Source organism: Holdemania massiliensis AP2 (assembly GCF_000327285.1).
GTDB classification, from domain to species: domain Bacteria; phylum Bacillota_I; class Bacilli_A; order Erysipelotrichales; family Erysipelotrichaceae; genus Holdemania; species Holdemania massiliensis.
Genome location: NZ_HE998569.1, coordinates 167809 through 192665 on the forward strand (window position 1 = coordinate 167809; position 24857 = coordinate 192665).

The window sequence follows — 24857 nt, forward strand, 5'->3', positions numbered from 1 at the left end:
CGTTTGATTCTCGAAAAGTATCAGGGCTGCGGCAATGATTTTCTGATCGCTGACGGCACCCGAACGCCAGTCATGGACTGCGCCCAAGTGGCAGCCTTGTGTGATCGTCATCGGGGGTTTGGGGCAGACGGACTGATCATCGCTCACCGTGATCCGTTAAGCATGGAGCTGTGGAATCAGGATGGATCGCGCGCCAACATGTGCGGCAATGGGCTGCGCTGTTTTGTGCATTATGCTTACCGCAAAGGCTGGATCGATGCGGATCACACCTGGGTGATCGGGACTGGCGACGGGCTCAGACAAGCCTGGATTTGTTCAACCGAACCGTTTATCTGTAAGGTGGAGGCGGGAAAACCGGATTTTGATGCTCATCGGATCACGCAGCAGCCGCTGCTTCCGGGGCTGCTTCATGCGCCGTTTTTATCCCAGCAGCAGTCCTGCAGCTTCTGGCTGGGCGTACCGCACACAGTTATTTTTACAGCGGATCCTGATCGGATCAGTGATGATCAGGCCCGTTCCATCGGAACGCATCCCTTCTTTTCGGAAGGCACCAACGTGAATTTTGTGCGCTGGCGGGAAAATGGGGAACTGCAGGTCAGAACGTGGGAGCGCGGTGTCGGCTGGACATTGGCCTGCGGCACCGGCGCCTGTGCCAGCGCAGTAGCGGCTGCCATCTTTGGCCTTTGTCCGCTGCCTGCGCAGGTGCGCTGTCCGGGCGGCTTGCTGAGCGTGGAACAAACCGGGGATCAATTTTGTCTTCTGAGCGGACCGTCGCAGTTTATAGGAAGAGTGGAAGGGAGAGATTGCGGATGAAGACTGAGGAATTAATTCAGAAGCTGCATGATCATTCACGCAGTACCGAAGTGTTGCTGATGTTTAACGAGATCTGGCCGACCCAGTGGCAGAAAGCGGCGGTGTATGGCGATCAATTTAAGCTGGTGATTGGGGAATGGGAAATCCTGCGATCCCAGCTTGAGGATCAGCGCCGGCAGCTACGGGATCTGCGGATCGTTTGTCCGCAGCGTCAAAGCGCCTGGCCGCAGCTGGCGATCCAGGATCTGCCCTGCCGGATTGAACCGGGAGCCTGGATACGGGATGAAGTTGAGATCGGAAAAAATGCTGTGATCCTAAGCGGAGCGGTGATCAATGTCGGGGCAAGGATCGGCGCTGAAACCATGATTGACATGAATGCCGTCGTCGGCGCGCGCGCTGAAATCGGAGCTTGTTGTCATGTCGGCGCCGGCGCGGTCATTGCCGGGGTGCTGGAGCCGGCCAGTGCTCAGCCGGTGATCATTGAAGAAGGAGTATTGATCGGCGCAAACGCGGTTGTTCTGGAAGGAATACGGATCGGCCGGGGAGCGGTGGTAGCCGCTGGATCTGTCGTGACGCAGGATGTTCCCGCCGGATGGCTGGCCGCCGGCGTTCCGGCACGGTTAATCAAGCAGAAAGATGAACAGACGATGAAAAAAACAAAAATTGTGGAAAAGCTGAGGGATAGTTCTCGGTGAAAACGGAAAACCTGATATAATAGAATCCATCAGGAGGTTTTTTTCATGGACAATGCCCAGCGGTTTCTCAACGCGTTCGCAATGATCGAAAAGCAGCTGAAACAAATCAGCGGTGTTGCGCGGTATTCACGGTTTTATCAGCTGTTAAACCAAGCGTCTCGAACCAGTAAATTGGTTCGTAAATATGAAATGGAGCTGCAGGAATATGCCGACCTGCGCAATGCGATTGTGCATCAGCGGTCCGATGAAGGTCATATTATCGCGATCCCAATTGACGAGGTCGTCGAGGAAATTGAGGAGTTGGCCCGCAAGATCTGCGAACCGCCGAAAATCAGCGCGCATTTTCTCAAACCGGTAAAGATCTGCGATCCTCAGACGGAAATTCGTGAAGCGGTAACGATTATGGAAACGATGGGTTCATCCAAGCTTCCGGTTTACGCTCAGGGCGGGTTTCATGCTTTATTAACGATGGAAATGATTGCCCGCTGGACGCTGCATCAAAGCCGGGCCGAAAAACCGCTGACCGGGTGCGTCAGCGACTGTCTGTATTTTAAGGATAAGAAGGAACGCGTGCTGTTTCTGCCCCGGACCGCTGATGTCACGGAGGCTCAGGATTTATTTGAGGAAAGTCTGCACCGCGGCGTCAGTATTTCCGCGATCTTGATTACCGAATCCGGCAAGGCTCATCAGAAGCCGATCGGAATCATTACGGTGGCTGATTTGCCGCTGTTGTATGAACTGGAGAAATAAGGCAAAAAATAGGGAATACGAATTTCCCTTTTTTGATGCAAAAACTACGGCAAAAGCACAAAAAAACTTGACAGGAGCACACAGTTTTTATAAACTATATTTACGCCGACTTAGCTCATCCGGTAGAGCAACGCACTCGTAACGCGTAGGTGGTAGGTTCAAGTCCTATAGTCGGCACCATGAGAAATTAACATTCCGCAGAGAGATCCGCGGAATTTTTTATTTCGATTCCCAAGAAAGCACAGGATTAACTTGTTAATTCCTGGAAAGAAAATCAATCGGCAGCAGAAGGAAAGCATTCCCAACTTGAATCAGAGAAGCAATCAGGTACCCGCGCTGCTGCGCATCCATCCAGCTCTCGAAAGAGAAAATTTGCTGAAAGATAAATGATATAAAATACTGCCAATTTAGTTCGCATCCGGAGCATTTGCGTTTGTAAAAGTCTTGACAATCGTTGCCGAATCCGGCAGAATAAACAGGCATATTATGCAGAAAGAAAAGAGGGAAAGAATGAACACATGGAAAAAGTTGGGGGCAGTTCTTCTGGCTTCCGTCCTGCTGCTAAGCGGCTGTGCCAAGGCACCGACAACGCAGTCAGGAACGGGCAGCTATAAAGCTGGCTCATATACCGCTGAAGCTCAGGGCATGAACGGTGCAGTTAAAGTAACGGTAACGGTGGATCAGGACAAAATCGTCAGCGTTACGGTCGATGAACATAATGAAACGCCGGGCATCAGTGACGGCGCGATTGAAAAGCTGCCGCAGATGATCGTTGATCAGCAGTCTTTGGCACTGGATGTGGTGAGCGGAGCTACCTTTACCAGCAAGGCCATTCTGGAGGCTGCGGAAAAAGCATTGACCGAAGCCGGCGGGGATTTGGAAGCGCTGAAAGCCTCCACCGAAAAGGAAATGGCAGAAGGCGAAACAGAAACAACAGATGTTGTCATTGTCGGCGCCGGTATCTCCGGTATTATGGCTTCTTATGAGCTGACGCTGAATTATCCGGAAATCAAATTTATCCTGGTTGAGAAGCTGCCGACGGTCGGCGGCTCACTGGCGGCAACCGGCGGTGCAATCTTCGGTACGGATTCTTCCATTCATCAGGCCGATGGCGTTAAGAGTACAATTGATCAGATTGTGAATTTCTTTGAACAGACGTCTGGTTCCAAGCCGGCAAATGAACAGCTGGTCCGCAATGTGTATGAAAGCTCTGCGGATACACTGAACGTGCTGGAAAACCTGAATGCACCTTACACGGGCAAGACCGAAAAGGTAGATCCATCTAACGATGAACTGTTCTCGCTGCGGATGGAAAACAAGGGCAAGGGCTTCTATGATTTCATCAAGGCGGAAGTCGAAGATAAAATGCCGTTTGACTTGCGTCTGGAAACGACGGTGACAGAACTGATTGTAGAAAATGGTGAAGTCCGAGGCGTCAAGGTTGAGGATCAAAATAAACGATATACGATCGAAGCCAGCCAAGTGATTTTGGCTACCGGGGGATTCGGCAGCAATCCGGAACTGATGCAGAAACTGGCTCCGAACTATGCGGATGGGGTCATCGCAACCAATGCCGGAGCGACAGGCGATGGTATCCTGCTGACCGAACAGTTTGGAACCCAAGTCTTCGGAGATGGAACAATGGGTTCAGTCGTAAATCCGGATCGTTCCGATCTGTTGGCTTCAACGTTCATGGTCAGCAAAGAAGGCGTGCGGTTTACCAATGAAAAAGCTCCGAAATATGTTATTCAGCGAGCGGTTGCGGATCTGCCGGAACATCAGGCTTTTGTGATTGCAGATAGTACCTACGCGGATGCGGAAGGACTGCAGAAGGCATTGGATTCCAACATGGCTGTGGCGTATGATACATTGGATGATCTGGCAGCGGCCGCTGGGATGGATGCCGAGGCATTAAAAGCTGAGGTTGCGGCGTACAACAAAGCGATCGATGATCAGGTTAGCCCTGGCTTTGGTCTGAAAGCGGATCAGGCAAACAAGATTGAAACGGCGCCATTTTATCTGGAAACTGCAGTAGTCAGAACGTTCGGGACAATTCCGGGCATTGAGGTGAATGACAAAGCTCAGGTGCTCAATGGCGAAGGGCAGCCGGTATCCGGATTGTTTGCTTCAGGCGAACTGATCGCAGCGAATGCTTTTGATTCCCGCTATCCGGGCGTAGGCATCGGCATTTCCTTTGCGGCCAATTCCGGCCGGCTGGCTGCGGCACAGGCTGCGTCTTTGATTCAGAAATAAACAATACGATTCAAGCTTAAGGCAGTGCTTCGGCGCTGTCTTTTTAAATAAGCTGAATGCGATGAGCTTGCTGGAAAACGAAATTGATTTTGAATTAGCTGTAGTCTTTTGATTTAAAAAAATTTAACATTGAAAGTTTTATTTTTGAGAATATAATAAAATTAAAAGGGCATGAAGCCGCAAATGTTAAAGCTTAAATTGATTAGTTATTAAGACAGAATTAATGGAAGCAGAATCATTCCATTTCCCTCAGGCATGGTTAAAGAATCAAAGTTGCGATAACGAGTATAATAGAACTTTATATCTTTGAGAAACCATTGAGTAAACGAGGATCAGGAAGATAGCGAAGGAGTAAAAAATGTCATAAGGAAAAATAAGCGGAAATAGACTTGAGGAAAAAAGTATCTTTTTATCTTGATCTTTCGTTGTTTTTGAAAAGCCGTTATGTTTACGAACTTGGCCAAGGGTTGGCAGAGGAGAAAAGGATGGCAATTATTAAGGGTTTAGAATGGACTTTCAACACCGTAGCTGAAGAGTATGACAAATGGAGTCCTGAGTATGTATCAGAATTATATGAAGATCTGTTTGATTATCAGCCTCTGACATTAAACAGCGAAGCGTTGGAAGTCGGGATTGGCACAGGTCAGGCAACATTGCCTATATTGAGAACGGGATGTAAATTAACCGCAGTTGAACTGGGAGATCAATTAGCTGAATTAACACGCAGAAAATTCAAAGATTATGTTAATCTAGCTGTCGTCACAAGTTCTTTTCAGGATTTTGATGACCGAGAAGATCATTATGATCTCATCTATTCTGCTTCAGCTTTTCACTGGATTCCTGAGGAAATTGGATATCCAAAGGTTTACCAAATGCTTAAATCCAAAGGAACATTTGCAAGGTTTGCCAAGCATGGAAACTATCGACTGGGAAATCAAGATATGTATGAGAAGATTCAGGAAATTTATGCTCAGTATATGCCTTATTCTGTAGCGACTCCGCCGTTTTCTGAAGCAGATGCTATGAAAAGATCAAAGATCAGCCTGCGATATGGTTTCATAGACCAAAAAGTTAAGTTGTATACACGAAAGCGATCTTATACGGCGCAGGAGTATGTATCTCTGATTGCGACACAATCAGATCATATCGTCTTAAAAGAATCCCTTAAAAATCAATTTTATTCAGCGATCAAACAGGTAATCGAAGACAAGGGCGGAAGGATTGAACTGATAGATACGATTGATCTGGAATTAGCCAGAAAGCCATAAGTGGAAGATGGAGTGCTGTCTAGGCACTCCGTATGCAGCACTTTGTTTTATGATTGCTGTTTTGGAAGACACAGCGGGATGAAAACTGGGGATGAACTGGGAGCGGCAGAATCCATCTTACTTAGAAATGGTAAAGCATTGGAAAAGGATTGTAAAACTCCAATGCTTTTTTGCATTCTGCTGAAAATAGAAAACATTCACAAAAAAGGATTGACATAACTTTCGGAATCAATAAAATAGTAGAGGGTAGACGATCGTCTATCAAGGAGGAAAGAAGAAATGAAAAAATTAGTTGCCATCGTTCTTGCGGCGATGCTGCTGATGACAGGGTGCTCGACCAAAGCACCGGAAGCCACCGGCGGAATGAAAGCAGGAACCTATAAAGCAACGGCAGCGGGATTTCATGGCGATATTACGCTGGAAGTCACGGTTGATGCAGAAAAGATTACCGACATTCAAATTCTTGAACAGACCGAAACAGAAGGAATCGGCGCAGCCGCTTTACCAGAGTTGGTTACCAAGGTTTTGGATAATCAGACCCTTGGAATTGATGGAATTTCCGGTGCGACAGTCACTTCCAATGGTTTCAAAACAGCGATGGAAGATGCTTTAACCCAGGCAGGTGCAGATATGGATAAAATGACAAAACCTGTAGAATCTTCTTCTGCGACCAAAGAGGAAGTTACATTGGATGCGGATATCGTCGTTGTCGGCGGCGGGGCAGCCGGTCTGACCGCAGCTCTGTCTTCGCAGCAGAATGGCAATCAGGTTATCCTGTTGGAAAAGACAGGCGTTGTCGGCGGTGCCAGTGCAATGGCCGGAGCCGGCACGATGGCTACCGGAAGCCAGTGGCAGAAGGAAGACGGTTATGAAGATTCTCCGGAACAGCTGAAGGCGGATATGCTGAAAAACGGACATAACAACAATGACGAAGCGACACTGGACATTTATGTCAATACAACAGGCGCCGCATTTGACTGGCTGGTATCGGAAGACGGTGCCAACGTTCCTTATCAGAGAGATGGCAAGCCAACCCGCAGTTATTCCGGCCAAGGCCGCGGAGCAGGCGTGGTTTCCAGCTTATCGGAAAGCTTTACGACGGGCGGCGGGACATTGATGACCAATACCCCGGCGACTGAGCTGATTGTTGAAGACGGCGTTGTTAAGGGCGTAAAAGCCAGTGATGAAACAAAGAATTATACGATCAATGCAAAAGCTGTCATTCTGGCAACCGGCGGATTTGGTGCAAATGATGCGATGGTTCCAGAAGAATACAAACAGTTTGTTTATGCCGGACATGCCGGAGCTACGGGCGATGGTCTGAAGATGGCGGAAGCGGTGAACGCGGATACGTTCAATATGGAATTTGTCAACACGCAGCCAAACTCCATGATTCTGCCAAGTGGTTTAGGCCAGTATTGCAACCCGGGTGTCGGCGGAGCTTATGCGGCTTCCGGAGCATTCTTAGTCAATCAGGATGGCGTGCGGTTCTCGAATGAAAAGGGCAATGCCTGGGATCTGATGCAGGATATGAAAAAGAATACAGCGCAGTATCTGATCATGGATCAGGCTTCCTTCGATGCTTTCAATAAAGGCATGACAGGCTCGAAGATTTATTCTGAAGAAGATGTCGAGAAGTGGCTGGCCAATGACGGCGAAGGCAATCCGTTTATGGTTAAAGCAGATACGTTAGAAGATCTCGCAAAGAAGATGAATCTGCCGGAAGGTGTTTTAACCGAAACGGCAGCGAAGTATAATGAAACAGCAGCTGCGGGCGGAACTGATGAATTCGGCCGTGAACTGACTGCACCGTTGAGTGCGGAAGGCCCTTATTATGCTCTGCAGCAGTACATCCGTTACTATGCGACACTGGGCGGTTTGCGGATCAATGAAAGCATGCAGGTTCTGAATACTGAAAAGCAGCCGGTTGAAGGTTTATATGCAGCGGGTGAAGTTGTCGGCGGTCTGGAAGGCGACGTCTATATGGGCGCGACGCTGTTCGGCTGGGCTGTAACCAGCGGTTACAACGCAGGCAACGCAGCTTCTGAGGCGATTGCGAAATAAGTTCCAACTCAATTTGATGTAATGTAAATAAAAGCCATAACTGGAATTTTGATCCGATTGGATTAAAAGGAAGGTTATGGCTTTTTCTGTTCAATAAAATGGATTAGAACTGGATTTAAAGTAGTTCCATGTCTATTCAAAAACACCTAGAGCTAGTTGTATCCTAGAAAAGTGCATTAAATAATGAAAATGATATGATTAGGAGGTGTATTTTAACAAATCGCAGTGAACTCAGATAAAACTAGATAGTAAACTTCAGAAATGACGGCAAAGAGTAAGTCGGAATTTAAACAAGGATAGTTGGTTATTGCGAAAGAGTAGATTAACCACGGAGTATCTAAAATTTTGGAAGATGTTATTGACCACGTTTCAACTCATGGATACAGAATCAGATCATAGATGTAGTAATAATTTGAAACGATCTGATCATGTAGATTAATGTGAATCAATATGAATCGAAAGAATTGAGCGACACTGAGTAGGATACAATTAGGGGTTTTGGCATCAAAACACCCGAAATAATTACATAATGATCCAGTGGAACCATGTTCCCATAACCCGTAATCCGAAGATAACCCACCAAATGATCGTTTTAAAAAAGATTGGATTAAACAGCTTATTTTTAGAAAATGAATAAATGAAGGAAGTCGGCAACTCTGAGAAAAACATAACTTGAAGTATGTCGTTATCCTCCCAAAAACACTCTAATGGACGGGTATGCATCATTATTGTTGATATCCATGCGAAATAGAAATAGAAGATGAATTTGACCCAGCGATGATTATAAAAATCAGGCATTATTTCGTTGATTATTAAGGTTGGGAATAATAAAAATGTGAAAAAGAGGAAAGTAGAAATAAAAAAACTATAAATTAAAAACACATAGGTATAATGAACAAATAAGAGACGATATTGGATATATTGGTAAATATTACTATCTGGTCGATAATAGATAAGAAAACCGCAGACAATAGCTAAAATATAAACAAAACAAGTGATTTTAAAATCGCGATATGTATAAGAATCCTTTATTTGAAATTTAATTCTTAACTTAATACATACGATATAAATTGGAATGAAAATAAATGCAAGATTTAAATAGGCTAATCGACCTTCGGGAAAATAAACTGCGTCTTTAAGGTAAACTAAAATTAGGAAAACGAAAGAAAAGAAAATCGCAAATAGATAATGCCCCTTTTTGATTTTAATAGCACGGAGCTTAATCAAGAAGAAAATAGATAAACAGAACATAAAGACATTAAAAAAATGTGTTCCTTCATTAACCGAATAAGAAAAAAAATTGCTGTATAAAGAAAGAAATAAAATTAAACCTAGGAATTGTGCTACCTTTTTCATTGTTTACTCCTGTTAAAATTGTGAAGCGTTGTATCAGTGAAATAGTTTGAAAGTAAGTTCGCCAAAAAACTGCTTAATTTGCAAAAGTATAATAGTAAATTTGAAATAATTATATGCAATTAAAAATAGGTTGTCAAACGCTTTAAATCCATTAGATTCATAAAATTAAAGAATGTAATTATGTTATAATACTTTTATAAACTCATTATATAAGTGTCATGGAACGGATGATGACCTGTTTTCTATTCTGAACAGTTTAACTCTAATAAATGTAAGGTGTTCTAAATTATATGAATTTAATACTAGGATGTAAACTCTTATCTTTTATAATCATTTTTCATTTTAGTATAATGGCTGCGCTAAAGGGTAATATTTTACTAGTTAATCTCTTTATAGTTGGAAGTGCAGTAGCAATTTTATTTAAATTAAAAACCTAATATTAATAAGTTCATTTATTCTGGGTTCATTATGTACATTGGTTTTCTATGATTCTATGTCTCTGAAATATTTAATCATAAATATTCTTGAAAATATTAGTCGGCATTTTTTTGAGTTTTTGTTATATAGTATTTTATTATCTTTTTTTACTACTGTGTTTTTTCTGATTTTCCCACTATATTACATAAAATACTTATTAGAATCTAGTTTTTGTAATAAATTTATCAATGTATTTCTATATTTGTACTTTCCAACTATCATTCCTATATTAATGCATTGTATTCCGTCCGTTGGATATTCGCCTCATCTGGAGATTAATATATTCAGTAATTTAGTACTGACAGATGTGCACTTTCTTATTTTATTTTCAGAAATTCCTTCTTCAATCATCTTTTTGAAAACAGAAAACAACTGGTTTCTATCCATATTTATAAAATTATATTTTGGTGGACTTTCTGGAATATAGTTAACGCTGGAGGCGGCTTTGATTGGTATATTATTTAGATGTATAAGATCGTGTAAAAATATTAGAAAACAATAATTAAAATATATGGCCTGCTAAGCGAAAAGTTTATTTAGGAAAATGTGATCAGAAATGTAATATTCACTGAAAAATTTCTTTACTTAATAATTGATAGGTAAATTAAGCTTTACACATGAAGTGTTTTTTTCACATTTACTTCCACAGTATGAAACAATAACGGAAAAGAAAGTACTACTTTTATTCTTCAACAGTTTAAAGCGGAAAAACAAATAAGTAAATCGTTCATCATAGTGAGCCTTTATTTACTGGTGTCGATTACTAAAATAGGAATCACGGGAACTTAAGCTTAAGTGCCTTATACTCTTTCCTCTATAAGCTCCGAATTCTTTCAAAATAGGCTCAATGATGGTATTGTTGTCAACATAATCAAAGAAACAGGCTTTTGTATGAAAACGACTAGGGAAAATCCTGATAATTCTTTCCATCATGATAATTTCATCTTTCTCATCAAACGTATCTTCATGAACAACAAGGTTGATTTGATAAACCCCAGTTTTATTTTTCTTGATGCGCCTTGGAGAGACATTTTTGGGCTCAGAAGAATCACCAAACCGTTCCAGATAACAGCCAATATCTGGGTAACCTCTCGTTATTTCCGAACAGTAAACATGGGAAAGAATTTCAGTCTGAATAGGGATCATATTTTCCTGCGTACATTCAATGGGAGTGTTTGACAGAAAATCAAATAAAGTCCAGCTAGGATGATGCGTGTAGTTATAATCAGGAATTTTAGATATATGTGTATTTGTATGTTTTCTATACGAGCAAAGGGCAACAGGAAGAGCAGGATTGAAGTAACAATCAGAAGGTTCCTTGAAATAATAAAGGATGTTTTCAGACTTCCAGTACAAATAAGTCATATAAATGCGAGGAACAGAAAGAAACAGGTTAAAAAGCGACGAGAATACAATGAGAAGAATGCTAAAAAAATCGAAAAGAGCGACTGCGAAGAAACATGAGATCACCTCTAAAAAAATTATAACAAAAAGGAAATGAATTCGGGTGATTTAGTGCTGTCGATTACTGAAATAGGAATCACGGGAACCTGAGTCTGAACTTCTTATTGTCTTTTCCTTATAAGCTCCGAATTCTTTCAAAATAGGCTCAATGATTGTATTGTTGTCAACATAATCAAAGAAACAGTCTTTTGTATGATAACGGCTAGGGAAAATCCTGATGATTCTTTCCATCATGATAATCTCATCTTTCTCATCAAATGTATCTTCATGTACGACGAGGTTAATGAGATAGACCCCAGTTTTATTTTTCTTGATGCGCGTTGGAGAGACATTTTTGGGCTCAGAAGAATCACCAACTCGTTTTATAATACAGCCAATATCCGAGTAGCCTCTCGTTATTTCCGAACAGTAAACATGGGAAAGGATTTCAGTCTGAATGGAGATCATATTTTCCTGCGTGCATTCAATGGGAGTGTTTGACAGAAAATCAAATAAAGTCCAGCTAGGATGATGCGTGTAGTTATAATCAGGAATTTTACTTATGTCTGTATTTGTGTCTTTTTCATATGAGCAAAGGGCAACAGGAAGAGCGGGATTAAAATAACAATCAGAAGGTTCCTTGAAATAATAAAGGATGTTTTCAGATTTCCAGTATAAAGAAGTCATATAAATGCGAGGAACAGAAAGAAACAGGTTAAAAAGCGACGAGAATACAATGAGAAGAATGCTAAAAAAGCGAAAAGAGCGATTGCGAAGAAACATGAGATCACCTCGATAAGTATAAATAACGGTCTATAGAACAATTGGATTCTTTAATTTTTCCACACTATCTATATAGTTTGAGGTCTACAATATTAGACTTCACTTATACTATATCACGAAAGAATAAGTGATGGAAGGTCTAATCTCTAAAATCAAAGAGGAGAAGAATGAAAAATATGAAACAGAAGATAGAGCGTCATTAGCTAAAAAATCTAGTTTTATATTAAGACTTTTTATTATTTATTTTAGTTTGACATCTTGGGTCTATAGATGTAGATTTAAAGTGTATCAATGTCATTTTAATCATAAAGAAAGAGGAACTGAGGATGGATAAAAAGCGGAATGTTTTAATGAAAATGCAGAGGATGGGAGTTTCGCTGCTTGTTCTATATATGGCTTCGGGCTGTGTCACGAAGGATGCCGATACACCTTTGTCAGAATCGAAAGTTAATGTAAAAACGGATAAAGAAACAGAGGAAGATAAAACAATACAAACGCCAATCCCGGCGGATCCTGAATTTGATCAGGTGAAGAATCCGAAGGAAGATCGTGTCATCATGTCGGAAGATGAAATCAACCGCATGGTCTCTAAATTTCCGGATGATGGTCTTTACTATGGCTCTGCTGACGGACGCTGGGGAGAAATTTCAGTAGCAGTGAAAATAGAGAACGGATTAATTACCAACATCGCTGTGGACCAGTATGAAACCAAGGGGATTGGGGATGTTGCCTGCGATGAAATTGGGAAACGAATGATTGAATCGCAGTCCACAGAAGTGGATACCTTAGGCGGTGCGACGATCAGTTCTAATGCCATGATTAACGCAGTTAACCAAGCGTTGTCGTTGGAGGGGAAATAAGCGAAGGGAGCTCATGAACATGAATCAATTTATTATCACTTCGGCAGTTTTGGGAATTCTGAGTTATATTCTGATGGATCCAAAGCTGGCTCAATCAGAATTTTTGCGTAGAAAAAGTTCCAGTCGGCTTTTAATTGGGGAAAGCATCTTCATTTTCCTCTGTTTTATCCCTTGTCTTTTCTGGCTGCCGATCTTTACTCTGTGGGTCATGGGAATCGCGGTATCCGCTGGTTTTTTCTTCCATGATAGACGGCTTGTGATTAAAGCTGAAAGAATTGATCAGACATCTGTGTACGCGACAAATTTGCCGACGGCGTTTGTGACCTGCGAAAAACAGCCTAAAATTGTTCTTCCAGCTGATCTTGAGGTAGTTCAGAAGCGCTGGATTCTTGTCCATGAACTTTACCATATCAGACACAATCACCATTACCTAAAATTAGCTTTCGGTCTGTTCAGAATGCTTTTCTGGTTTAATCCAGGAGCTTATCTGCTTTACAGCATTGGAACTGAAATTTTAGAACAGCGCTGTAATGCGGCTGTAGAAAAGGAATTGACGCCTGCAGAAAGGATCGAGTATCAAAACCTACAGCGTCAGCTCAATGCATCAACAAACCTCTTTGTACTTGGCTTCAGCGATCAAAAAAAAGGTCCTGATCAGAACTCTGATGAAAAACAGAAGAATCAAGCAAAATCTCAGCCGCAGACCGGAAAGAAGAAGCTCGTTTTAGCCTCAGGTATGGGGTTTGCGGCTGCGGTGTTTTTGATCGGCATTCTGTTCTTTTGGATGTCTGCGTCAAACCGGTTTGGTCAGGATCAGGCAGCTCTGGAGAAACTGCTGGCGGAGAATCCGCGAAACAAAGACAATGAAATGGCCGTGCTTGCCCCGATGCCTCAAGGATTAGAAGAGTATGAATGCTCGCTGATACCGCTGAACAACACGCAGGAGATTCTTGTTTTTATCGATCGGGATGGTATTTCCGAAGTTCAGCTCGTATGGAATATCAAGCAGGATAAGCTCGTTAAAGCTTATCTTCCTGCAGAACAAGCGACTTTGTCAGAAGAGCGATGTCTGGAAGCCGCGCAGACCGCAGGCCGTTACTACAGGAATGAAGAAGAATTAAAACAGGCACGGGAGAAGGCCATCGAGTATTCCGGCGGGGAACTGATCATCATTAACGAATGCGCCGCATTTCCGGAATTTGATCTGTTTCAGCTTCGGTTCGGCCCTGTTGACAATACGCAGTTTTATATTGAAATGGGCGCCCATTATAAACTGCTTTGGAATCGACAAAATCATAAGCTGGATCGGATATCCGGCGGATTCTATCAGACCTCGATCAGCGAACAGCGGCTGGAGGAAATTGCGGCGCAGACGGCAGGGTTTTATGAACAATCGGTGGATCAGACCAAGCTTTGCTATATCGGAGAAGATCAAACAATCCTATGTCCGAATAATTATTATAAAATTCCTAAAGCGATTCCGTTTGTTTATCCGGCAGCGATGCCTCAAATTCTCTCAGATTCTTTTGAGTACGGCGTACAGGGTCTGGATATCGCGAACCAGTCCGGCAATCTGGAAGTGCTGGCGGCAGCGGAGGGTCGGGTGGAAAAGATCGGTTATGACCAAGAATGGGGAGCCTATATGATATTGGACCATGGTCACCGCAAGACTTTTTATGGCGGATTGAGTGATCAAATCTGGATGGAAACCTGGAGTCAAGTGGAACAGGGACAAGTTATCGCAACCATGAGGGAGGAGAATGCCCCTGTCCATGTTCATTTCGCAGTGCTGGAAAACAATCAGGCAGCTGCTGACAGCCGGAAATATCTTGAATATTCGCTGATTCGCGGCCGGCAGATTCAAGTTCCGGAACGTATCCAGACCCGATATACTATTGATAAGACGCAATGGAAAGAAATTGTGCAGCTGGTCAAAGGCAGCACGGCCTTTGAAGAATATACCCCGAACTTTACGCCGAAGGTTGAACATAATTACGGCACTCCGATTTCTGAGATTATGGTGACAGCTCAGCCGAATGACTTTTCGACACTGACCCTCGTTCAAAATTCAGAAGATAATCAATTTGACATCAGCCGAAGCTACTTGTTTAAAGTTTTGAATACTGAAGTGCTTCCGGGATGCTCAATGAATCTTGTCGTCAATGTGGCCGTCAAACTGAAAGCAGGCAAATCTTCAGCAGAGATTGCGGTTAACGTTGATCTCAAGGATCATCAGTATTCGGCTGAGGGAATTTATGATCCGGAAAAACGAATTCTGATTCAAAATGATGTGCTTATGAGCTATATGGATGCGGATGCGGAAATCCGCGGCGCCGTTGTCGAGCGGATTGAGGAAATAATGGAAAAAGCCCAGCAGATTGATGAAAAGGCATTAGCGCTTAGCGATCAGATCCTGCAGATTATTACTGGCGGCCAACCGATATCTGTCGTCACGAATTCACTGTATGAAGTGCTTGGACGATAAGCAAGGATAAGAAGGACTAAAGCTTTGGAAAAGAAAACGAAAATCACCGTCGTTGTGATGGTGTTGATTGCAGTGTTTGAAAATCTGATTTTAATTGATCATTTCCTGCGGTTGGATTTCTCCCAGCCGCAGCGAATTGAACGACATATCCTGCGCTGTTTATCCCGCCAGTATCATCGGGAGTTTGTGATTCAGCAAATTCACTGCGATGCTGATTCCTGCGATGGCTATGCCGCGGAGGAAGCTTATCCGGATTATCTAATTTATTTCAGTTATCCGGACTTCTTTTATCGGGATTACTTCTTTGCCTATAAGGGAACTTTAGGCAATGTCTATTCAGTACGCGTGGGACGTGTGTTCGACGCTGAGCTTAAGAAACAGGGGTGGCTTGCGATTGATCGGTCTTCTGTTAATCTGCAATGGGATCTATCTATATTGTCCATGTTGGAATCATTAGACCGAGATCCAACGATTGAGGAGCTGGGTGAAATCCCATTTACCGTTGTGATCCATACGTTGGATGGCAAAGAATTCCCGGCAGACCAGAAATTTCCCTGTATTGATCTGCGGATGGAAGGAAATCAGCAGGAAATCCTGGCGGCACAGCTGCGTGAGCAGTTCCCAGACTGGACGATTCAAATCGTGCAAAGCAGTGAGACTTTGGACTGAAAGGCAGGGTTTCACAAATGGATATTTAAAGAAGGAAAACTTTGAATTCAAAAATCTTTCAAAATTGAGTATAGTAAAGATACTAAGAGGGAAAGATTATGAATTTACAAGATTATCAGTCACTGATCGCCGTTGCGGAAGTCGGGAGTTTTTCTGCGGCGGCGAAAAAAATCTATGTCAGTCAGCCCAATATCTCTCATCACATTACTAATTTGGAAAAGGAACTGGGCGTCAAGCTGATCGAACGAACAACGCCGATTGTCCTTACGCCCGCAGGGGAACGCTGCTTAGTTCTGGCGAAAGAAATCCTGGCGCTTTGCGACAAGATGAAAGAAGTAGCCAGAGATGAGAATCAGCTTGCCGGAAAAAAACTGCGGCTGGGTTATGTCAATATGCGGACACGGGAAATTTTGATGGAAGAAGTCAGAAAATTTGAAAAAGCCTATCCGGACGCTCAGGTTCAGTTCGCCTTCTATGATTATGCCTCTGCCATTGAAGCGCTGCGAAGCAGGCAGGCAGATCTGATTATTACCGGACAGCTGAGCATTACGGATCAGCCAGGAATTGAGAACCAATTAATCCAATCCGCAGGTTTGGTTGTGGTTGCACCCAAAAGGCATCCGCTGACCCTGCAGAAAGAACTGAAATTTTCTGACTTGCGAGGGTATCCGCTGATCATCCGCAAACGTGAGCGTTATCCTCAGGAATACGACCAGATGATTGAGGAATGCCATAATCATCAGATTGCGGAGGCTGTCGTTCAGGAAGAAATGACGGCAGAAAACTATTTTGCGCAGATTGAGATGGGCAAAGTTTTGGGCATTGCCGGAGGCGGAATGCTTTTAAAATATTTTATGAAAGAACTGGTGGGGTTGCCATTAACGGACAGTCTGCCGCAGTATGGGGTTGTCCTAGCTTGGCGTCAGAATGATGACAATCCAGCGATTTCCAAATTTGTAAAACTGGCAGTGAAATAGCGGTTATTCAAAATTTGAATCAGAAATTACGATTATTCAATGTGTGAATTAATGGACAAGGCGATTTTCCGTTACACTGTTGGTCAGAGGAGGAAAGAAAACGATGAAAAAACTTGTTTCATTTATTCTGGTTTCACTGTTGGCGGCGGCTTGCGTTACCGGCTGTTCGTCAGCCCCGGCTCCATCGGCAGCGCCAGAATCCAACACGGCTTACAAAGCTGGAACGTATACTTCAACACAGACGGGGATGGGCGGTCCGATTGAAGTTAAAACGACATTCAGCGATGCAGCGATCGAATCCATTGAGGTCGGCGATAACAACGAAACGTTGATGGTGGGAACCGAAGCAATCCGAATCCTATCGGAAAAGATCGTGGCCAATCAATCGTTGGGGGTGGATACCGTCAGCGGAGCTACCTATTCCAGCCTGGCTTTGATCAATGGGGTGAAGGACTGTGCCCAACAGGCCAGTGCGGATATTGAAGCACTCCAGGCCGTTAAGGTAGAGGAAGAAACGTATGCAGACCAGACCCATGAGGCCGAAATTCTGATTGTCGGCGGCGGCTTGTCCGGAATTACCGCGGCATTGTCCGCGGCGCAGAACGGCGCACAGGTGATTCTGCTGGAACAAAAAGAATACCTTGGCGGCAACTCCGTTTTATCAACAGGAGACTTCCTGCTGGGCGGAACATCGCTGCAGGCGGCGCAGGGAATTGAAGACAATGCCGACGATTTCTATCAATGGCAGATCGACGACAGCGAGGGTAAAAAAGATCCGAATCAATGCCGGATGATCGCTGACAACGGTCAGACGCTGATCGACTGGTTCGAAAGCATGGGCGTTCATTACAATACCGCAAAGATTGACAAGACCGATGGTTCCGAGGTCGCCCGCGGTCATGCCGTTTCGCCGAATATCGCAACGGCGGTTTCCACTTTGATCGGCGCGATGGAAAAAGCCGGCGTTGATATCCGCTATCAAACCCGGATTGATACACTGCTGGTCGATGATAACGGTCGTGTCAAGGGTGTTTCAGGTACAGATGCTGAGGGAAATCGGGTAGAGTATACCGGTGAGAACATTGTATTGGCCAGCGGCGGCTGGGGTGACAACAATGAAATGATCGTCAAATACTGGGGCGAAGATTATGACGGTCTGGTTTATGGCGGTTCCAAGGGCATGGATGGTGCGATGCTCAATGCCGCGCTTGAACTGGGCGCTGGTTTAATTGATATGGATGATAAGCATGTCGATGCTACGCTGGAAGTCAACAAACACATCACAGTGACGACCAACATTGTCAGAAACTGCGGCGGCATTCTGATCCGTCAGTCAACCGGACAGCGCTTTTGCGATGAACAGGCCAGTCACAGCGAGGTGGCATCGAAGGTGATGCATGAACTGGGTGATCCGTATTATTATGAAATTTTCGACAGTCATGCGGTCGATTATAATGAATCGGTTGCTTATAAGATCAACTCTTATGAGAATATGGGGCTGATGGAAGAATATGACTCGATTGAAGCGATGGCGAAGGCCTTGGAAGTGGATGAAGCGGTTCTGAAAGAAACCATTGATAAAGTCAATGCCACAGTCCGCGGTGAAACGGAAGATGAATTCGGCAGAGAACGTTTCTTCCAGGAACTGGAAGCTCCTTATTATGTCATGAAGGTTGCCAACGGCGTCGCCTGCACAACCGGCGGACTGCGGGTTAATGATTTGCTGCAGGTCGTCAAGGAGGACGGAACTCCGGTATCGGATAATCTGTATGCCATCGGTGAAATTGCGGGTGGTTATCTGGTTAAGTATATCGGCGGAAGCTCCTTATCCCATTCAGCGATCGGCGGAATGGTGCTGGGCAAGCAGTTAGCGGCACAGTAATTCAGAGTTTCAAAGAAAACAGAAAACAGACAGTAATCCTAAAAAGATCAGTTTCTTGTCTTACAGACAGCCTGAGCCGCTTGGGAGGACGGTCTGTTTTTTTGTTCATCGCTGTTTTGATTTTACCTAAATCGTGCAGTGAATCAAAAGAAGCGAAAGGGAACGATGAAGCTTTGTGTTTTTTCAAAGCTGTTTATTGCTCATCCAGGACTTCCTTGCTTCAAACTAAGCTCGGATAAGCAAGATTTAAGCTGATTTGAGGGAATAAACTGAATTTTAAATTCTGAATAAAGAAGGCTTGACAATTCGAGGCTACAATTGTAGACTTTAGGCAGATAGAGCTGGAAAGAGAGGAACAGGCATGAGATTAACATCCGCGGAATTTCGTTTTATGGATCTGTTGTGGGAAAGGGAGCCGGTCTCTTCCGGAGAGCTGGTCACGGTGTGTGATCAGAAGTTTGGCTGGAAGAAGTCGACAACGTACACTTTCATCAAAAGGCTTCAGGATAAAGGCGTCATCGCCAATGAAAAATCCATCGTCCGTGCCCTGTACAAACGGGACGAATGTGAAAGGGAGGAAAGCAGCGAAGTCGTAGACCAGGTGTTCAAAGGTTCTTTGCCGCAGTTTGTCACCGCTTTTTTGCAGGATCGCAAGTTGTCTGAAAAAGAAATCGACGAATTGAAAGACTTGTTGGATCGTCAGAAAAAGAAAAAATGAGGACACTGACAACGCTTTTTCAGACAATTTTAAATATGAGTGTGGCTGCCAGTATCGTCGCTGCAGCCATCATGGTCGTGCGGCTGCCGCTAAAGAAGGCCCCGAAAATTTTTTCTTATGCCCTGTGGGGATTCGTTTTAATCCGTCTGGTCATGCCGTTTTCCTTTACCAGCCGGGTCAGCGTTTTGTCTGTAGCCAGTCCTGAGGTTTCAGAAGGCCGCGTGCAGTTTGTTGTTCCTTCTGGGAATCAGGCACAGAATTCGATTCCGGGACCGATTATACATACTGGGGAAACGGCCGTGAATCCATCCGGATTTCAGACAAACGGCAGCGCTGCCAGTCAGAATAGCAATGCGCAGTCTGGAATGACGGTGGGGGCCCATAATTCAGCATCAGGCAATGCCTCTGAACCACTGGATGAGTTAAGCGGCGGTGAAGCGCTGATTTCTCCGTTAACGCCAATTTCTCCGCTTCTGCAGCTGGCCAGCGTGATCTGGGGCGTGGGCATGATCGGCTATGCCGGACTGCTGATCATCAACAGTTTAACTCTGCGTCACCGACTGCGTTATGCCATGCGTGTGAAACAGAATATTTATGAGTGCGAGGCGATCACTTCGCCGTTTATCTATGGCTTATTCCATCCAAAAATTTATCTGCCGATGGATTTGGACGTCCGGCAGCGAAAATATGTATTAACGCATGAGCGGATTCATCTGCGGCGGTATGATTATGTATTTAAGATGATTGGTTCGCTGGTCTTGATGTTCCATTGGTTTAATCCGATCCTGTGGTATTCCTACATCCTGATGAGCAAGGATATGGAAATGGCCTGCGATGAAGCCGTCGTGCGCCGTTTAGGTCAAAACGGACGAATTAATTACGGCATGACGCTGCTGCAGTTCGCTTCACGGCCAACGATCACGGCGCTGTCCTTCAGCGAAAGCAACACGAAGCTGCGGATCAAAAACATCCTGAATTATAAAAAACCGACGTTTTGGGTGCTGGCTGCCGGAATCGCAGCATGCCTGCTTTTAGCGGTGCCGCTGCTCAGCAATCCGGCTTTTGGCAAGGATCAGCGGCAGATCAATGAACTGCTGAATCAAGCGGCAGAAGCGCAGATTGCCAGTGTGGATATGGTCGTCAATCTGAATGAACCGTACAATCAATATCAATGGTCGATCATCCCGATGATTGATCAGAATTTAGTCATTGTGAGCGGGGAGCAGAATCTGCAGCGCAGAGTGGCCATCGCTTATGATTTAAGCAAGGCGGAGGTTATCGCCGCCGACTTGAAAGTGTCCGGCTGGAAAGCCGAACAATGTGCTGATCTGGCTGATCTGCTTTATCAGCTCTATGTGGATAACTATGTGATTTCCGAGGCTTTCAATAACGTCAATCTGGCGTTGGGAGATCATCTGACTTTAATTGATTACTGTACGGTATTTGAATCACTGGGACCGATACGGTTAAGCTACGGTTCTAATTCAGATCAGTTGGTGATTGAATTTACAAAGGTTGGTCAGACAGAAGGCGGTCAGTTTGTTTATGATAAGAATTTAGATCGGTTATTTGTAAACACATCAGCGAATCAGCTGAATTTACCGGAAGACTTCCGGAAAGAATTTGCAGCGATGGTACGGCTTTATGACGAACAGAAAGTTGTTCAGAATTCAACCTGCGCGGTATTGGAAGACGGCCGATTCAGTTGTCCAGGTTACTTTACTTCACTTCCGCAAGAGGCATCCAGCGTCGCTCCGTTATTGGCTTGGAAGCAGGACTATGACATCAGTGAAGATTATGATGTGATCGGATGGGATCTGACAGACAATGAAACTGCAGACCGCACACGAATTCCGGTGCTTGCGATTGCGCCGGGAAGAATAAGCGAAGTGGGAGAAGATGAACAGGGCCGCCGATATATTCGAATGGATCATCCGGAGCTGGGGATCAGCACCTTCTACGGCGGCCTGAATGACAAAGTTTACCGCATTGCTGAAGAAGAAATCGGGTATTATGGTCAATTATTAGGTTATCTGTCAACGGAAGACTTACCGGAAGATCAGCGTCCGGCCCTGCATTTTGCGGTGCTGTCCGAGGGTCAAACGGTCAACGAACTGACGCCTTATCTGCAATATGCGATGGCGTCAGAAATTCGGATGAACGTTTTTGAAATCCAGGATTATACATTTGAGATCAATGAAGAGAAACTGGCCCAGATTGATAGGCTTGTGGCTGAGTCCAATGCGTATGCTGAATACAACAGCCGTATGCCGCTTGTCGATCGTTCCTATGCTCAGCAGTCAGGCGTTTCCATTACGGCGCAGCCTACCGATTTCCCAACGTTAAATATTACGCAGGAGTTAGGAACAAATAAACTTTACATTGACCGCGATTATCGTATTGATGAAATTTATCGGAATGTAATTCCTGGAGTTGAGGGAAACTTTGTGATTACGGTAAACCTTGACCGCAGTCCGACATTGGGCGAACACACTTCCTATGAATGCAATGCTTATTTTCCAGAACTCTCTGTTTGGCTGAATACCACATATAATCCACAGACTCAGCAATATTCAACAGTGGATATGAATATTGAGGATGAGGCCTTGATCGAAGCCACCTATGCGATGTTTGATGAGCTCAACGGCCGCATCCGCAGAACCGATGAGCGGGCTTTGGATCTGGCAGCTCAGATCATTCAGGTGATTACCGATGAGCAGCCAGCGGAATTTAATCTGGAACCTTTAGCTTCCATGTTTGCGGAATAGATAAAATGGTATAAAGAAGGAGTTTCTTACTTCTTGGTGTAGCGTATTCTCGTATTGCTCAAAAAAGCTATTTTGGGATTGAAATTTGAAACAGAATGAATAGATTCAAGGTGTAGGGTTGCTGTGAAGCTGCCCGTCAGACGCTATTTCCTTATAAAAGGAAAGCGGAGGAGAGAGAAGTGCTGTGGTTCTTTGCAGAATAGGACAGCACTTTTTCTTTGATTTTGCTGCTCTTAAATAAAAAGAAGCTGGAAGAACGAATCAAGAATGCCTGTTCTTCCTATTAGGGATCTTGCGGTTTATTCAGAACGGATCAAGGACTATCATTTCATAACTATAAGCAGGATTTATAGATAACTAATTATAACTTATTTATTACAAATGATTATTGGACAAGATGAGAAAAAAGCAGTACCATTTCTTATGTGGAAGCGCTATCAAGCGCAAAACAAGGAGAAAGAAACATGAAACTGAAAAAACTCTCTGCACTTCTGGCAGCTGGTTTACTCTGTTTGACGGCAGTTACCGGTTGCTCTCAGACACCGGCCGCTCCGGAAAATGAAGCGACGCCAACGCCGTCTTCTGACGTGACGACCATGCGCGTTGCAACTTGGAACATTGATTCCAAAGCGCACCCAGACATCAAAGAAATGTCCAACATTATCCATGAGCGGGGAATTGAAATCATGGGCTTCCAGGAAATTGATATCTTGAATACCCGCAACGACTACGATATGGCTCAGGACTTTGTCAACGACAATTATCCTTACGTTCACTTCGCCAAGGGACGGGATTTCGCTGACGGCTACTTCGGAGTCGGAACAACCTCTTCTTTAAAATTCCAGGAAATCAGCTCTGTTCCTATTGAGAGCACGGGCAGTAAAGCCACCAAAACTTTAGAACGCGTTGTGGTTGAAAAAGAAGGCAAACAAATCGCTTTCTATGTTACTCACACAAGCTGGGAAAACAACGACCTGCGCCGCCGGCAGTTCACTGAAATTATTGAACGTTTGGCTGCGGATCCAGTTCCGTACAAAATTCTGGTTGCGGACTTCAATGCCGACCAGAGTCTGTATGAGTACGATATCTTCAAAGACAACTACAACATCTCCAACGGAAAAGACGGCGTCTGGTTTGATTCATTTAACGGCACCGACGATTCAATGAAGGTCATGACTGTTGACAACATCATCACAACAAAGAATATCAACATTACCCATGTTGAAACGTATCATTCCGATATGGCGGATCATGACTTGATGTGGGCGGATATTGAACTGCTGGATGAAGCGGCGCCGATGATCGAGCATGACCGGGCGCTGGGCCAGGATGTCACAGCGACCAGCACAGCGGAGGATTCTCATCCATACAACATGGTTGACTGCGATGACAAGACAGTCTGGCAGTCTGGCGAAGGCGAGCAGGAAGTCATTCTGACTCTGGATCGTCCATACATGGCTAAGAAACTGAACATTCAGTGGGGTGAAAAAGCACCGGAAGCTTTCCACGTTGAAACCTCATTGAATGGCACTGACTATACGGCAGCGGCTGACGGTACAAAGGAAACAACAGAAATCGCATTAAACGGAGAAGTCAAATATGTTAAATTGACTCTGGATGCGGTCGAAGGCGGAAGCCAGATCGCGACATTAAGTCTGTTTGGCGAATGGATCACACCGACGGCGGACAGTGATGCTAATCTGCTGGTTAACGGCGATATGGAAAGCGAAGAAGGCTGGACATTAACCGATGCGACCACGGAAGGCAATGCTAAATTTGCGTTGGCTTATGAAGAAGCGGAAGCCGGCAACAAAGCCGCAAAAATAACGAAGACCGGTGAAGAGGCCGGCGATGCTTCGATTGAACAGACCATTGAAGTCAAACCGAACGAACGCTATCAGCTGAGCTTCATGCATAAAACCGATACACTGCATTCCGGCAACTTCTGCTATGAAGTCAATCAGATGGATGCCGAAGGCAATACAATTTCGACGCATTTGGCAAAACTGACTGACAATCTGAACATGAGCGCAGAATTCAGAAAGTTTGATTACAACTTCATCACGGCTGCCAATGCCGCAAGTGTGAAGGTTGCACTGCATGTCGTTGGTGAAGGCGAAGGCAGTCTGTGGCTGGATCAAGTTTCCGTCAAAGAAGTTGTTCCGACAGAATGCGTTTACGTCAAGGCCGACAAAACAACCTTGAAAGTAGGCGAAACGGCAGCTCTGAGCGCTGATATTCTGCCGAAGACCGCCAATGATATCCAGATGAACTGGGTATCGCTGGATGAAAGCCTTGCTTCGGTGGATGAAAACGGTACGGTAACCGCCAAGGCTGCAGGTAAAGTTTTGGTTGGCCTGTTAAGCGACAGCGATCTGTTGGCGGAAAGCTATGTTCTGATTACCATCGAATAAATCCAAGAATCAAGGAAATGACGTTCTTCATGGAGCGTCATTTTTTTTTCTATTAGGAAATTGCATCAAAACGGGCAGTGAATTCAAATGAGTTGAATAACTCAAACGAATCTTATAGAAAAGAAAAATGACCTAAAAGGCCGCATTAAAAAGAGAAATGGGAAAGGCGTGGAAGGATAGAC

At 44.4% G+C, this 24857-nt stretch carries 17 protein-coding genes and 1 tRNA gene; 16 read left to right on the forward strand and 2 right to left on the reverse strand.

Features of this window, described 5'->3' with window-relative positions; translation table 11 throughout:
* The first annotated feature begins 3 nt into the window (after nucleotides 1-3).
* The 8 genes from dapF to BN162_RS13195 all read left to right on the forward strand — a co-directional run bounded on the left by dapF (nucleotide 4) and on the right by BN162_RS13195 (nucleotide 7843).
* Complete coding sequence (gene dapF, locus BN162_RS13160) at nucleotides 4-813, forward strand: diaminopimelate epimerase (protein ID WP_020225593.1); 810 nt, start codon at nucleotides 4-6, stop codon at nucleotides 811-813.
* Nucleotides 810-1508 carry a 2,3,4,5-tetrahydropyridine-2,6-dicarboxylate N-acetyltransferase gene (gene dapD / locus BN162_RS13165; protein WP_020225594.1) on the forward strand — a complete coding sequence of 233 codons (699 nt, stop codon included), beginning with the start codon at nucleotides 810-812 and terminating at the stop codon, nucleotides 1506-1508. Before dapF ends, dapD begins: the two co-directional genes overlap by 4 nt.
* A 45-nt stretch (nucleotides 1509-1553) precedes the next feature.
* A complete protein-coding gene (locus tag BN162_RS13170; RefSeq protein WP_020225595.1) occupies nucleotides 1554-2258 on the forward strand; it encodes a CBS domain-containing protein in 705 nt (234 codons plus the stop codon).
* 104 nt (nucleotides 2259-2362) lie between these two features.
* Nucleotides 2363-2438: transfer RNA gene (locus tag BN162_RS13175), tRNA-Thr, on the forward strand.
* Between the two features lie 330 nt (nucleotides 2439-2768).
* The gene (locus BN162_RS13185) at nucleotides 2769-4511 is read left to right on the forward strand and encodes an FAD-dependent oxidoreductase (RefSeq protein WP_020225597.1); all 1743 of its coding nucleotides are present in this window, start codon (nucleotides 2769-2771) and stop codon (nucleotides 4509-4511) included.
* Between the two features lie 485 nt (nucleotides 4512-4996).
* Nucleotides 4997-5779, forward strand: coding sequence for a class I SAM-dependent methyltransferase (locus BN162_RS13190; protein WP_020225598.1), 783 nt, complete (start codon nucleotides 4997-4999; stop codon nucleotides 5777-5779).
* A gap of 78 nt (nucleotides 5780-5857) precedes the next feature.
* The gene (locus tag BN162_RS18655) at nucleotides 5858-5998 is read left to right on the forward strand and encodes a hypothetical protein (protein WP_020225599.1); all 141 of its coding nucleotides are present in this window, start codon (nucleotides 5858-5860) and stop codon (nucleotides 5996-5998) included.
* Nucleotides 5999-6058: 60 nt separating this feature from the next.
* Nucleotides 6059-7843 (forward strand): FAD-dependent oxidoreductase, encoded by a 1785-nt coding sequence (locus BN162_RS13195; protein ID WP_020225600.1) that lies wholly within the window; start codon nucleotides 6059-6061, stop codon nucleotides 7841-7843.
* Between the two features lie 2580 nt (nucleotides 7844-10423).
* Here BN162_RS13195 and BN162_RS13205 read toward each other — a convergent pair.
* A complete protein-coding gene (locus BN162_RS13205; RefSeq protein WP_040452097.1) occupies nucleotides 10424-10822 on the reverse strand; it encodes a hypothetical protein in 399 nt (132 codons plus the stop codon).
* Between the two features lie 366 nt (nucleotides 10823-11188).
* Nucleotides 11189-11902 carry a hypothetical protein gene (locus BN162_RS13215; protein ID WP_020225604.1) on the reverse strand — a complete coding sequence of 238 codons (714 nt, stop codon included), beginning with the start codon at nucleotides 11900-11902 and terminating at the stop codon, nucleotides 11189-11191.
* Nucleotides 11903-12228: 326 nt separating this feature from the next.
* Here BN162_RS13215 and BN162_RS18065 point away from each other — a divergent pair, with 326 nt between their 5' ends.
* The 8 genes from BN162_RS18065 to BN162_RS18070 all read left to right on the forward strand — a co-directional run bounded on the left by BN162_RS18065 (nucleotide 12229) and on the right by BN162_RS18070 (nucleotide 24675).
* Nucleotides 12229-12762: an FMN-binding protein gene (locus BN162_RS18065; RefSeq protein ID WP_020225605.1), complete on the forward strand. Its 534-nt coding sequence runs from the start codon at nucleotides 12229-12231 to the stop codon at nucleotides 12760-12762.
* Between the two features lie 19 nt (nucleotides 12763-12781).
* Complete coding sequence (locus BN162_RS13225; RefSeq protein ID WP_020225606.1) at nucleotides 12782-15247, forward strand: M56 family metallopeptidase; 2466 nt, start codon at nucleotides 12782-12784, stop codon at nucleotides 15245-15247.
* Nucleotides 15248-15271: 24 nt separating this feature from the next.
* Nucleotides 15272-15916 (forward strand): hypothetical protein, encoded by a 645-nt coding sequence (locus BN162_RS13230; protein WP_020225607.1) that lies wholly within the window; start codon nucleotides 15272-15274, stop codon nucleotides 15914-15916.
* A 98-nt stretch (nucleotides 15917-16014) separates the two neighbouring features.
* Nucleotides 16015-16893, forward strand: coding sequence for a LysR family transcriptional regulator (locus BN162_RS13235; RefSeq protein WP_020225608.1), 879 nt, complete (start codon nucleotides 16015-16017; stop codon nucleotides 16891-16893).
* Between the two features lie 103 nt (nucleotides 16894-16996).
* On the forward strand, nucleotides 16997-18775 hold the full coding sequence (locus BN162_RS13240) for an FAD-dependent oxidoreductase (protein ID WP_020225609.1): 1779 nt from the start codon (nucleotides 16997-16999) through the stop codon (nucleotides 18773-18775).
* 361 nt (nucleotides 18776-19136) lie between these two features.
* Nucleotides 19137-19493: a BlaI/MecI/CopY family transcriptional regulator gene (locus BN162_RS13245; RefSeq protein ID WP_020225610.1), complete on the forward strand. Its 357-nt coding sequence runs from the start codon at nucleotides 19137-19139 to the stop codon at nucleotides 19491-19493.
* Nucleotides 19490-22261, forward strand: coding sequence for a M56 family metallopeptidase (locus tag BN162_RS13250; protein WP_020225611.1), 2772 nt, complete (start codon nucleotides 19490-19492; stop codon nucleotides 22259-22261). Before BN162_RS13245 ends, BN162_RS13250 begins: the two co-directional genes overlap by 4 nt.
* A 464-nt stretch (nucleotides 22262-22725) precedes the next feature.
* Nucleotides 22726-24675, forward strand: coding sequence for an Ig-like domain-containing protein (locus BN162_RS18070; RefSeq protein WP_020225612.1), 1950 nt, complete (start codon nucleotides 22726-22728; stop codon nucleotides 24673-24675).
* The last annotated feature ends 182 nt before the right edge of the window (nucleotides 24676-24857 follow it).

What these genes read in the sequence shown, in the direction of transcription:
- BN162_RS13240 (WP_020225609.1), top strand. Translation starts at nt 16,997, where the DNA reads ATGAAAAAACTTGTTTCATTTATTCTGGTTTCACTGTTGGCGGCGGCT.
- BN162_RS13205 (WP_040452097.1), bottom strand. Translation starts at nt 10,822, where the DNA reads ATGATCCCTATTCAGACTGAAATTCTTTCCCATGTTTACTGTTCGGAA.
- BN162_RS13225 (WP_020225606.1), top strand. Translation starts at nt 12,782, where the DNA reads ATGAATCAATTTATTATCACTTCGGCAGTTTTGGGAATTCTGAGTTAT.
- BN162_RS13250 (WP_020225611.1), top strand. Translation starts at nt 19,490, where the DNA reads ATGAGGACACTGACAACGCTTTTTCAGACAATTTTAAATATGAGTGTG.
- BN162_RS13235 (WP_020225608.1), top strand. Translation starts at nt 16,015, where the DNA reads ATGAATTTACAAGATTATCAGTCACTGATCGCCGTTGCGGAAGTCGGG.
- BN162_RS18070 (WP_020225612.1), top strand. Translation starts at nt 22,726, where the DNA reads ATGAAACTGAAAAAACTCTCTGCACTTCTGGCAGCTGGTTTACTCTGT.
- BN162_RS13195 (WP_020225600.1), top strand. Translation starts at nt 6,059, where the DNA reads ATGAAAAAATTAGTTGCCATCGTTCTTGCGGCGATGCTGCTGATGACA.
- BN162_RS18065 (WP_020225605.1), top strand. Translation starts at nt 12,229, where the DNA reads ATGGATAAAAAGCGGAATGTTTTAATGAAAATGCAGAGGATGGGAGTT.
- BN162_RS13245 (WP_020225610.1), top strand. Translation starts at nt 19,137, where the DNA reads ATGAGATTAACATCCGCGGAATTTCGTTTTATGGATCTGTTGTGGGAA.
- BN162_RS13190 (WP_020225598.1), top strand. Translation starts at nt 4,997, where the DNA reads ATGGCAATTATTAAGGGTTTAGAATGGACTTTCAACACCGTAGCTGAA.
- BN162_RS13170 (WP_020225595.1), top strand. Translation starts at nt 1,554, where the DNA reads ATGGACAATGCCCAGCGGTTTCTCAACGCGTTCGCAATGATCGAAAAG.
- BN162_RS13215 (WP_020225604.1), bottom strand. Translation starts at nt 11,902, where the DNA reads ATGTTTCTTCGCAATCGCTCTTTTCGCTTTTTTAGCATTCTTCTCATT.
- BN162_RS18655 (WP_020225599.1), top strand. Translation starts at nt 5,858, where the DNA reads ATGAAAACTGGGGATGAACTGGGAGCGGCAGAATCCATCTTACTTAGA.
- BN162_RS13185 (WP_020225597.1), top strand. Translation starts at nt 2,769, where the DNA reads ATGAACACATGGAAAAAGTTGGGGGCAGTTCTTCTGGCTTCCGTCCTG.
- dapD (WP_020225594.1), top strand. Translation starts at nt 810, where the DNA reads ATGAAGACTGAGGAATTAATTCAGAAGCTGCATGATCATTCACGCAGT.